The following is an 11,695-nucleotide window of genomic DNA, read 5'->3' on the forward strand; positions in this document are numbered from 1 at the left end:
GTGAACGAGGATCCGAATGCGCTCGCACGGATCTGGATCGACGTCGTCGCTGACCTCACGTCCGATTCACCCGGTGGCGATCTGCCACCGTTGACGCGTGGCCAGAAGGCATGGTTGGCACTCGTCAAACCTTTGACACTGGCCCAGGGTTTCGCTCTGCTCTCGGTTCCGTCGCCGTTCGCGCAGGAAGCGATCGAACGGGATCTTCGTGAACCGATCCTGCACGCGCTGGGCCGGCACCTCGGTGAACAAGTGGAGGGTCTCGGCGTTCGGATCGCAGCCCCGGTCGACAACGAACCCGACTCCGATCCTCCTCCCCGGGACCACCGACCCGAACCGGACCACCGGCACACTCCCCGGCATCTCGAGCCTTCGGCCACCAGTGCGGGCACCTATCGCCGTCGCCGATTCGGCTCCGGTGAAGACCAGCCCTACTCCGACACCACGGACTTCGAAGAGGTCGACGACGACAGTGAGGCGCTCGCGAGTGTCCACGAATCGTGGCCGTCGTACTTCACGAAACCACCGACCGGCCCGGCGCCCACTTCGACGGGCGGCAACAGCCTGAACGCGAAGTACACCTTCGACACTTTCGTCATCGGCTCGTCCAACCGCTTCGCGCACGCAGCCGCCGTCGCCATCGCCGAGGCTCCTGCCCGCGCCTACAACCCGCTGTTCGTGTGGGGCGCGTCGGGCCTCGGCAAGACCCACCTGTTGCATGCGGCCGGTCACTATGCGCAACGTCTCTTCCCGGGGATGCGGGTGAAGTACGTTTCTACCGAGGAGTTCACCAACGACTTCATCAACAGCCTCCGCGACGACCGGAAAGTGGCGTTCAAGCGTCGCTACCGTGAGACCGACGTGCTGCTGGTCGACGACATTCAGTTCATCGAGGGTAAAGAGGGTATCCAGGAGGAGTTCTTCCACACCTTCAACACCCTTCACAATGCGAACAAGCAGATCGTCGTGTCTTCCGACCGACCGCCGAAGCAGCTCGCCACGCTGGAGGAACGCCTCCGCACCCGCTTCGAATGGGGCCTGATCACCGACGTCCAGCCGCCCGAACTCGAGACCCGCATCGCGATCCTCAGCAAGAAGGCCCGCATGGACCGGCTCGAGGTGCCGGACGACGTCCTCGAGTTGATCGCCAGCCGGATCGAGCGGAACATCCGGGAACTCGAGGGGGCGCTCATCCGGGTGACCGCTTTCGCCTCTTTGAACAGGCAGCCCCTGGACGTCACGCTGGCCGAGGTAGTCCTGCGTGATCTGATGCCGGATTCGTCGAGTCTCGAGATCAATGCGGCGACGATCATGGCCGTGACGGCTGAGTACTTCAACATGTCGATCGACGACCTGTGTGGCCCGGGTAAGGCCCGTCCGCTGGCGCAGGCGCGACAGATCTCCATGTACCTGTGCCGCGAGCTGACAGACCTCTCGTTGCCGAAGATCGGTCAGACATTCGGCCGCGACCACACCACCGTCATGTACGCGGACAAGAAGATCCGCAAGGAGATGACGGAACGCCGGAAGGTGTACGACCAGGTCCAGGAGCTCACAGCCCGCATCAAGCAGCGCTCCAAGCGGTAGATCTTCGCCCTCCCCTTCTCGTGCCCCGGTAGTTCGATTGCCGGGGCACGAGTCGTCGTGGGGGTGGGGCCGGCAACGGCGGGTGGCTCGAGCCGTCCCTCGAGGGCCTCCTCGAGCCCTGCCTCGAGGTCACCCTCGAGGGGTTGCTCGAGCGTCGGCTCGAGGGGGTACTCGAGGTGGGCGCACCGGGCGGGCGCGCGACACACCGGTGCAACACGCCGACGCCGAGACCTGGGGAAAAGCATTCACACCTGTGGATAAGTGTGGGGATGACGGGGAATCTCTGTGGACAGAACGTGCAGAACTTTGAACAACCTCGAGTAGTCCACATGGGTGCCTGATTGGTCCTCGAGTTTGTCCTCGAGAATTCCCCATACCGGCGGGCGGACCGACCAGCGCCTAAGGCCGTTCGTCCACAGATTCCACAGGACCTAATAGTACTTCTGAATATTTCTTCTAAGAAACTCTTTCAAAACAGGCTTGGGGATCGAGTCGGTTCACAGGCCTCCGCCGGGGACTCGAGGACCCGGGTGTTCCGCTTTCAAGTTCGTCCTCGAGGGCTTACGGTTATGCATCGCCGCTCTGTGAAAGACTGCAGTGCCAGTGGTCACGGCTCGACCGTGCCGACCAACCGTGCTACCGAGAGGAACAACCCGGCGATGGAGCTTGGAAGCCTGAAGTTTCGCGTCTCCCGGGAAGAATTCGCTGATTCAGTGGCATGGGTCGCCCGCAGTCTGCCGTCGCGACCCCCTGTCCCGGTTCTCGGCGGGGTTCTCCTTGACGCAACCGAACAAGGGTTGACGGTTTCCGGATTCGACTACGAGGTGTCGGCCCAGGTCCGGGTTGCGGCAGAGGTCGGCAGTACGGGACAGGTCCTGGTGTCCGGCAAGTTGCTGGCTGACATCACGAAGGCGCTCCCGAACAAGCCGGTCGATGTGACCCTCGAAGGCACACGCGTTCTGATCGCCTGTGGAAGTGCCAAGTTCTCGCTGCCCACCATGCCGGTCGAGGACTACCCCCAGCTACCGCAGCTGCCCCAGCAGACTGGTTCGATCCCCGCGGACCTGTTCTCCGAGGCAATCAGCCAGGTGGCGGTCGCTGCCGGCCGAGACGACACTCTGCCGATGCTGACGGGCATTCGTGTCGAGATCGAGAAGAGCACGATCGTGCTCGCCGCTACCGACAGGTTCCGTCTCGCGGTGCGTCAGCTCGAGTGGTCGCCCACCAACCCCGATACGTCGGCTGCCGTCCTCATCCCTGCCAAGACCTTGTCCGAGTCGGCCAAAACTCTTGCCGGAGATGCCACTTCGCCCGTCGAGCTCGCTCTGGGTTCCGGCTCCGCCGTCGGCAACGACGGCCTTCTCGGCATCGTCAACGACGGCCGCCGCACCACCACCCGACTCCTCGACGCCGAGTTCCCGAAGTTCCGCCAGCTGCTGCCGTCCGAGCACACCGCCATGGCCACCGTCCCGATTGCCCCGCTCATCGAGGCCATCAAGCGTGTGGCGCTGGTCGCGGAGCGTGGCGCACAGGTCCGCCTCCAGTTCTCTGCCGAGGGACTCCTCCTCTCGGCCGGGGGTGACGACGCGGGCCGGGCCGAGGAAGGCCTCAACGCGGTGTTCCGCGGCGAGCCCCTGACCATTGCCTTCAACCCGGGTTATCTGATCGACGGACTCTCCTCGCTCCACAGCGAGGAGGTGCTGTTCGGTTTCACCACCCCCAGCCGTCCCGCCGTGCTGCGCCCCGCCACCGAAGAAGAGATCGAGCCGGACGATTCCGGCAACTTCTCGGCACCCGAGAGTGCGTACACCTACCTGCTGATGCCGGTCCGCCTCCCCGGCTGACGCGTCGCTGGGAGCGAAAGGGCCACTGTCGGAAGAAATCTCACGAGCGGACGGGAGATCACGATGCAGGTCGGGTTGGTCGGACTCGGGAAAATGGGATTCAACATGCGCGAGCGTCTGCGCGCGCACGGTCACGAGGTCGTCGGCTACGATCCTCGTCCCGAGGTCACCGACGTGGCATCCCTGACGGAACTCGCGCAGCGACTCGAGTCTCCGCGAGTCGTGTGGGTGATGGTTCCGGCGGGAAAGATCACCCAGGACACCGTGTCGGAGCTGTCGACCGTGCTCGAGTCCGGGGACCTGGTCATCGACGGTGGAAACTCGAGATATACCGACGACCGTGTGCACGGCGAGATGCTGGCGTCCCGGAATATCGGTTACCTGGACTGTGGTGTGTCCGGCGGAGTCTGGGGACTCGAGAACGGTTACGGGCTGATGGTCGGTGGCGTGGAAGCCGATGTCGCACGGGCACTTCCGATCTTCGATGCGCTTCGCCCCGAAGGAGAGCGGGCGGACGGCTTTGTCCACGCAGGTCCGATCGGAGCTGGCCACTACGCGAAGATGATTCACAACGGCATCGAATACGGCCTGATGCAGGCGTACGCCGAGGGATACGAATTACTCGAGGCCGAAGAGCTGATCACCGACGTTCACGGTGTTCTCCGCGCCTGGACCAAGGGCACCGTCGTGCGGTCGTGGCTGCTCGAACTTCTGGTCAAGGCGCTGGGCGACGACCCAGATTTCGCGGAAATCTCCGGGTACACTGAGGATTCCGGTGAGGGCCGCTGGACGGTGCAGGAAGCGATCAACCATGCTGTTCCTGCGCCCGTGATCTCGGCGGCACTGTTCGCGCGTTTCGCCTCGCGGCAGGAAGATTCCCCGGCCATGAAGGCGGTGTCCGCGCTACGTAACCAGTTCGGTGGACACGCTGTGAAGAAGGCCGCGGGCGAGCCGGAAACCGGCTCTGGAACATAGGTGTTCGTCCGCGCATTCTCGCTCAGAGACTTTCGGTCCTGGGACGCACTGAGCCTCGACCTGCGTCCGGGGTGCACCGTCTTCGTCGGTCCCAACGGGCACGGCAAGACGAACGTGCTCGAGGCGCTGGGCTATCTGTCCACCCTGTCGTCGCATCGAGTCGGTTCGGATGCTCCGCTGATCAGGACGGGTACCGGACAGGCCTTCGCGGGCGCGACCGTCGTCAACGCCGGTCGGGAACTGACGGTGGACGTCGAACTGATCGAGGGTAAGTCCAACAAGGCCCGGATCAATCGATCGCCGACTCGTCGTCCGCGCGAGATTCTGGGGATCCTGCAGACGGTGTTGTTCGCCCCCGAGGATCTGTCCTTGGTTCGCGGCGACCCGGGAGATCGGCGTCGCTATCTCGATGAACTCCTCACTTCCCGGATCCCGCGGATGGCCGCGGTGCGTGCCGACTACGACCGTGTCTTACGGCAGCGGTCGGCACTGCTGAAGACGGCCGGTGGTGCGTTGCGGCGGGTCTCGCGCAGCGGTTCTTCCGCGAGTGAGGACGGCGCCAGCGCTCTTGCGACCCTCGAGGTGTGGGATGGGCATCTGGCCGCCCACGGTGCCCAGCTGCTCGCCGGGCGGCTACAACTCGTCCACGACCTGGCCCCTCATCTGGCGGAGTCGTACCGATCACTCGCTCCCGAATCCAGACCGGCGAGTATCCGTTACCGCTCGAGCCTCGGCTCGTCCCTCCCGCCGGAATTCACCGATCCGTCGCGGAATCCCGCGCCTGATGACATCGCCTTTCTCGAGGAGCGATTCCTTCACGAGTTGTCGGTGATGCGGTCGAAGGAGATCGAGCGGGGGGTGTGCCTGGTCGGACCTCATCGCGACGATCTCGAACTGCAACTCGGCGACACACCCGCCAAGGGATTCGCGAGCCACGGGGAGTCCTGGTCGTTCGCCTTGTCTCTGCGTCTGGGGGCGTTCGCGTTGCTGCGAGCAGACGGCAGTGATCCGGTTCTGATGCTGGACGACGTTTTCGCCGAGCTGGACCGGCGTCGTCGCAGTGCGCTCGCCCGCGTCGCCGTGGACGCCGAACAGGTACTCATCACCGCTGCGGTGCCGGAGGACGTTCCCGCAGAACTCGAGGCCGTCCGGTTCGGTGTGGAGGCCCGCGACACGGATCGAGGACGGATCTCGCAGATTACGGACAAGAGTAAGGAGCTGCCTCATGACGGAGGGTCATGACCCCACCCCCGCGGAGACTCCGGAACCGGAGTTGAAGGGAGTCGACCTCGCCCGGCGCGCCCTCGAGGAGGCACGGGCCGCCGCAAAGGCGAGCGGTAAATCCGTGGGCCAGGGTCGGCGTTCCGGAACGGGGGTTCGGAGCCTGCGTGCCCGTCGCCGGCGTGGGTGGTCGGGTCCGGGGCCCGACGATCGTGATCCGCAGCCGTTCGGTGCGCTGACGAGCGCAATTGCGAAGCAACGAGGCTGGGCACCCAAGGTGTCCGAGGGGACGGTTCTGGGTCGGTGGACGCAGGTTGTCGGTGAGGACATTGCCTCGCACGCCGAGCCGACCGGGCTTCGTGACGGAATTTTGAGTGTGTCCGCGGAGTCGACTGCGTGGGCTACCCAGCTGCGAATGATGCAATCACAGATACTCGCGAAGATTGCCGCGGCCGTCGGTGACGGCGTCGTGAAGTCACTGCGTATCACCGGCCCCTCTGCTCCGAGCTGGCGAAAGGGTGAGCGACACGTGCGCGGTCGCGGGCCGAGGGACACCTACGGCTGAGTTGATTCGGTGACGGGCCTGGCCGTATCTGATACCCGATGTTACAGTTACCTCGAGTTGTTGAGTGAACTGTGCCACATCGAATCCGCGTGGCTCAGTGGTCGGCACGAAGGAGTAACCGAATGTCCGCCCCGACTGCACCGCGTAACCGAACGGCGATCCCGGAACCGGATCACATCCTGTTGCAGGCCAGGAACGTCGAGTTCGACTGGTCGAACCTCCCGATGCACTGGATCCCGGGCGATCCGTTCAGCACGCATGTTCTGAACGTTCTGCACCTTCTCCTCCCCGCCGGAGAGGAGTGGTTCGTCGACACGTTCAAGGAGGCGCTGCCCCTGATCGAGGACGAGCAACTGCGTGACGACGTCGTGGGGTTCATCGGCCAGGAGGCAATGCACTCCAACGCCCATTCGGGGGTGTTGATTCATCTGAAGGAGAAGGGCCTCGATCCCACGCCCTTCACCGATCAGATGGAATGGACCTTCAAGAAGATTCTGGGACCGCGCCCACTGACCGGGTTGCGGGAAAAGAACCATTTGATCGAGCGCCTCGCCGTCATCGCCGCCATCGAGCACATCACCGCATTCCTCGGTGACTGGGTGCTCAATGCCGAGGGTCTCGATCGCGCGGGAGTGCACCCGACCATGCTCGACCTGCTGCGGTGGCACGGTGCCGAGGAGGTAGAACACCGCTCCGTCGCCTATGACGTCATGCGGTACTTCGACAAGCGTGAATCCCGGCGCATTCGTACCCAGCTGATCGTGACGCCGGTGATCGTATGGCTGTGGGTGCGGGGAACTCGTTTCCTCATGCGTAACGATCCTGAACTCGCCCCGTGGTCGGAACATCGGCGTAAGCCGCACCTGTCCGACTTCTTCGCGGCGGGTAAGCGGGGAACCTTGCCCACGGCATGGGAACTGACGAAAAGAATGTCGGCGTATTTCACTCGGTCGTACCACCCCTCGAACGAGGGGTCGACGGCGCAGGCGGTGAAGTACCTGGCGTCGTCGCCGGCGGCACAGGCGGCGCAACGATGAAACTCGCTTCCATGCGAAACGTCCTGAAAGCCAAGGGCCTGACTCGCTACGACGCACCGCCGGACATCAAGGGTCGAGAACGACCGGACCGCGCCATGCGTATCACCGAGGCCGTCGCCGAGAAGTATCTCCGGGTGCTCACGGCCTACGAGTACAACCCGGTGGTTGCCGGGCACAATCCTGACAGCGCGATGACGCTCGTCGTGTCGCATCGTCAGGTCGTAGCCCGCGACGCCAACGTGGTGTTGCTCCGATTCGAGTCGGAAGACGGTGCGGCACTTCCCGAGTGGCACCCCGGATCGCATCTCGACTTCCACCTGCCCTCCGGTCTTCGGCGCCAGTACTCGTTGTGCGGCGATCCGTCCGATCGACACGGCTACAGCATCGCTGTCCGGCGAATCCCGGACGGGGGCGGCGGGTCCGTCGAGATGCACGCGCTCGAGCCCGGGTCCTCGGTGACGGTCCGCGGTCCCCGCAACGGGTTTCCGTTCGTCGGTGAGGGCAGTGCGCTGTTCGTCGCAGGTGGTATCGGAATCACTCCCATCCTGGCGATGGTGAGGGCGGCTCGGGAACTCGGAATGGATTGGCAGTTCGTCTATTCCGGGCGTTCGCGCGAATCAATGCCGTTCCTCGACGAGATCGAAACCTTCGACCCCTCACGCGTGTTCATCCGTCCCGACGACGAGTTCGGACTGCCGAGCTCGACTGACCTGCTCGAGCGTGCCGTCCCCGGCGGTGCGGTCTACTGTTGCGGGCCCACCCCGATGCTCGAATCGGTTCGGCGCGGGTTTACGTCGAGTCCCGCCGCGGCGCTGCATTTCGAACGATTCGGTGCACCACCGGTACTCGACGGCCGCGAGTTCGAAGTACAGCTGGTGAGCACCGGCGAGGTGCTGACCGTTCCCGCCGACGAGTCGACGCTGAGCGTGATCAAGGACAGGCTGCCCGGTGTCGGATATTCGTGCCAGCAGGGTTTCTGCGGTACCTGCCGGGTAAAGGTGCTGGCGGGCAAGGCGGAACACCGTGAAAACCGGCTCACCGACGCCGAACAACAGGACGAAATGCTCATCTGTGTCTCCCGTTCCGAGGGCGGTCGTCTCGTCCTCGACCTGTGAACCGACGACACCGAAGCTTCGAGAGAGTCGAGGACCCTTCATGAGTGCACACATTCCCGGTACTGCCATGCGGATTTCCAACGGACCCGTGGAACTCGCGGTGTTCGAACAGGGCAATCCTGCCGGCGACACCATCGTCCTGGTACACGGCTGGCCGGACACCCACGAGCTGTGGCAACGCGTGGTGCCGTTCCTGGCGGAGCGTTTCCGGGTGATCAGCTACGACAGTCGCGGGGCAGGGGACAGCACCGTGCCCACCCGCGTGGCGAACTATCGACTGCCCGAGCTGGCGGGTGACCTGTTCGCGGTCATCGACGCGGTGAGCCCGGGGAAGCCGGTTCACATCCTCGCCCACGACTGGGGGTCGGTGGAGGCGTGGGAAGCCGTCTGTGAGCAGGGTGCCGCCGAGCGGATCGCGTCCTTCACGTCGGTGTCCGGGCCCAACCTCGATCATCTGGGCAAGTGGATGCGCCGCCGGATATCGGACCGCAGCTTCGGTGGACCGCTCGCCCAGGCGGTGGCGTCGGCCTACACGGTTCTGTTCCAGATTCCCGGGCTGGCCACACTGCCGCTTCGGCTGTGGTTCTCGCGTCACTGGCCGGCATTCCTGAAATTCTTCGACGGACTCGACCCCGCGCTCGTGCAGCCCGGCCCGACGCTGGCGGACGACATGGTGAACGGTCTTAAGCTCTACCGGGCGAATATCAGGACGTGTCTCGGCAGGCCCCGCGACCGCTACACGGACGTGCCGGTTCAGCTGATTCTCAATGCCAGAGACAAAGCAGTGCGCCCGGTGGGCTACGAGGACACCGAGAAATGGGCACCCGACCTGCGACGTCGTCACATCGACGCCGGACACTGGTCACCGATCTCGCACGCGGAGGACATTGCCCAGCTCACGGCGGAGTTCGTCCTCGATCTCGACGAGCGGGCGTTCCGCGATGTCGAGGAGCGCGGCGCCTGACGAATCTCTGGGCCGTTCGGCCTACGTTTTCACCCCCGAACCATCCTGAAAATTCGCCTACGGGCCGCTCAGGGGTGTCATAGCCCTCTTGTGGGCGTGGCGTACCAGTATGATGGCCGAGGTAACTAGCGGCAAGATTCCCGACTCTCGTTTTCCGCAGGCCCGGACAGGGCGGCGGACGCGTGTGCCGGGTAGTGGACGGAGAAGGAGAGCTACCCACCCGTGGCTGCCCAGAAGTCAGACAAAAGCACCTCCAGCAAGGACTACGGCGCTTCTTCCATCACCGTCCTCGAAGGACTCGAAGCAGTTCGTAAGCGACCGGGTATGTACATCGGTTCCACCGGTGAACGCGGTCTGCACCACCTGATCTGGGAAGTCGTCGACAACTCGGTCGACGAGGCCATGGCCGGCTACGCCAGCAAGGTCGAGATCACCCTTCTCGAGGACGGCGGAGTCCAGGTCGTCGACGACGGTCGTGGCATTCCGGTCGGAATGCACGCGTCCGGAGTTCCCACTGTCGAGGTGGTCCTCACCCAGCTGCACGCCGGCGGAAAGTTCGACTCCGACTCGTACGCCGTGTCCGGTGGTCTGCACGGTGTCGGTATTTCCGTGGTGAACGCGCTGTCCACCACCCTCGAAGTCGACATCAAGCGCGACGGCTTCCGCTGGACCCAGACCTACACGGATTCCAAGCCCGGCGAGCTCGTCAAGGGCGAGCCCACCAAGGAAACTGGAACGACCGTCCGGTTCTGGGCCGACTCGAACATCTTCGAGACCACCACCTACAGCTTCGAGACGGTCGCGCGGCGCCTGCAGGAAATGGCATTCCTGAACAAGGGCCTGACGATCACGCTCACCGACGAGCGTGTCAGCGACGCCGAGGTCACCGAGGAGGTCGTCAGCCAGGTCGCGGAAGCGCCGAAGACCGCGGAGGACGAGTCGGCCGAGGCGCAGTCCCCCGCCGTCCACAAGGTCAAGACCCGCATCTACCACTACCCGGGCGGTCTCGAGGACTACGTGCGGCACATCAACCGCACGAAGCAGCCGATCCACAACTCCGTCGTCGGGTTCACGGCGAAGGGCACCGGCCACGAGCTCGAGGTGGCGATGCAGTGGAACTCCGGTTACTCGGAGTCGGTGCACACGTTCGCCAATACGATCAACACCCACGAGGGCGGCACCCATGAGGAGGGTTTCCGGTCGGCGCTGACCGCAACGGTCAACAAGTACGCGCTCGACAAGAAGCTCCTCAAGGAGAAAGACCCCAAGCTGACCGGTGACGACATCCGTGAGGGTCTCGCGGCCATCATCTCGGTGAAGGTGTCCGAGCCGCAGTTCGAGGGACAGACCAAGACCAAGCTCGGCAACACCGAGGTCAGGTCCTTCGTGCAGAAGGCGTGTAACGAGCACCTGTCGCACTGGTTCGAGGCCAACCCCGCAGACGCGAAGACCATCGTCAACAAGGCGGTGTCCTCGGCGCAGGCGCGCGTGGCGGCACGTAAGGCGCGCGAACTCGTGCGTCGCAAGAGCGCCACAGACCTCGGTGGTCTACCGGGCAAGCTCGCCGACTGCCGGTCGAACGACCCCAGCAAGTCCGAGATCTACATCGTGGAGGGCGACTCCGCAGGCGGCTCGGCCAAGTCGGGGCGTGACTCGATGTACCAGGCGATCCTGCCGCTGCGCGGAAAGATCATCAACGTCGAGAAAGCGCGCATCGACCGTGTCCTGAAGAACACCGAAGTGCAGTCGATCATCACCGCGTTCGGCACCGGAATTCACGACGAGTTCGACATCGCCAAGCTCCGATACCACAAGATCGTGCTGATGGCCGACGCCGACGTCGACGGCCAGCACATTGCAACGCTGCTGCTCACACTGCTGTTCCGCTTCATGCGGCCGCTGGTCGAGCACGGGCACGTCTACCTCGCGCAACCGCCGCTCTACAAGCTCAAGTGGCAGCGCAGCGACCCGGAGTTCGCATACTCGGATCGTGAACGCGACGTCCTCGTCAAGGCCGGTCTCGAAGCGGGCAAGAAGATCAACAAGGATGACGGCATCCAGCGGTACAAGGGTCTCGGCGAGATGAACGCCAAGGAACTGTGGGAGACCACCATGGATCCGTCGGTGCGTGTTCTGCGTCTCGTCACCCTCGACGACGCGGCCGCCGCCGACGAACTGTTCAGCGTCCTCATGGGCGAGGACGTGGAGGCCCGGCGAAGCTTCATCACCCGTAACGCCAAGGACGTTCGCTTCCTCGACGTGTAGGTATCGGGCGCAGATCCACACCGAAGTCGTGCAGCCACCGGCGGGCAGAGCCCCCGGTGGCTGCTCCGTATACGGCCGGTGACCGATGCCTCGACTCCACGACGATCTCGACTGCGCCGCGC

General features: G+C 64.3%; 9 protein-coding genes. All 9 read left to right on the forward strand.

The genetic code is table 11. The features are described 5' to 3' along the window. The 9 genes from dnaA (at position 1) to gyrB (ending at position 11,573) form a co-directional block, all read left to right on the forward strand. Entirely contained in the window at positions 1–1,587 is a 1,587-nt protein-coding gene (dnaA, locus tag GFS60_RS00005) for a chromosomal replication initiator protein DnaA (RefSeq protein ID WP_159918441.1), read from the forward strand. Positions 1,588–2,246: 659 nt separating this feature from the next. Continuing rightward, positions 2,247–3,431 carry a DNA polymerase III subunit beta gene (gene dnaN / locus GFS60_RS00010; RefSeq protein ID WP_159918442.1) on the forward strand — a complete coding sequence of 395 codons (1,185 nt, stop codon included), beginning with the start codon at positions 2,247–2,249 and terminating at the stop codon, positions 3,429–3,431. 63 nt (positions 3,432–3,494) lie between these two features. Further along, positions 3,495–4,406 (forward strand): phosphogluconate dehydrogenase (NAD(+)-dependent, decarboxylating), encoded by a 912-nt coding sequence (gene gnd, locus GFS60_RS00015; protein WP_159918443.1) that lies wholly within the window; start codon positions 3,495–3,497, stop codon positions 4,404–4,406. After that, a complete protein-coding gene (gene recF, locus GFS60_RS00020; protein ID WP_159918444.1) occupies positions 4,407–5,648 on the forward strand; it encodes a DNA replication/repair protein RecF in 1,242 nt (413 codons plus the stop codon). Continuing rightward, complete coding sequence (locus GFS60_RS00025; protein WP_159918445.1) at positions 5,632–6,192, forward strand: DUF721 family protein; 561 nt, start codon at positions 5,632–5,634, stop codon at positions 6,190–6,192. The genes recF and GFS60_RS00025 overlap by 17 nt, the downstream gene beginning before the upstream one ends. A gap of 122 nt (positions 6,193–6,314) precedes the next feature. Continuing rightward, positions 6,315–7,229, forward strand: coding sequence for a metal-dependent hydrolase (locus tag GFS60_RS00030; RefSeq protein ID WP_159918446.1), 915 nt, complete (start codon positions 6,315–6,317; stop codon positions 7,227–7,229). Then, complete coding sequence (locus GFS60_RS00035; protein ID WP_159918447.1) at positions 7,226–8,344, forward strand: PDR/VanB family oxidoreductase; 1,119 nt, start codon at positions 7,226–7,228, stop codon at positions 8,342–8,344. Before GFS60_RS00030 ends, GFS60_RS00035 begins: the two co-directional genes overlap by 4 nt. Positions 8,345–8,384: 40 nt before the next feature. Further along, complete coding sequence (locus GFS60_RS00040; protein ID WP_159918448.1) at positions 8,385–9,308, forward strand: alpha/beta fold hydrolase; 924 nt, start codon at positions 8,385–8,387, stop codon at positions 9,306–9,308. Positions 9,309–9,530: 222 nt separating this feature from the next. After that, complete coding sequence (gene gyrB, locus GFS60_RS00045; protein WP_159918449.1) at positions 9,531–11,573, forward strand: DNA topoisomerase (ATP-hydrolyzing) subunit B; 2,043 nt, start codon at positions 9,531–9,533, stop codon at positions 11,571–11,573. Positions 11,574–11,695: the final 122 nt, after the last annotated feature.

This window comes from Rhodococcus sp. WAY2, from assembly GCF_009859915.1.
Taxonomy (GTDB): Bacteria; Actinomycetota; Actinomycetes; order Mycobacteriales; family Mycobacteriaceae; genus Rhodococcus_F; species Rhodococcus_F oxybenzonivorans.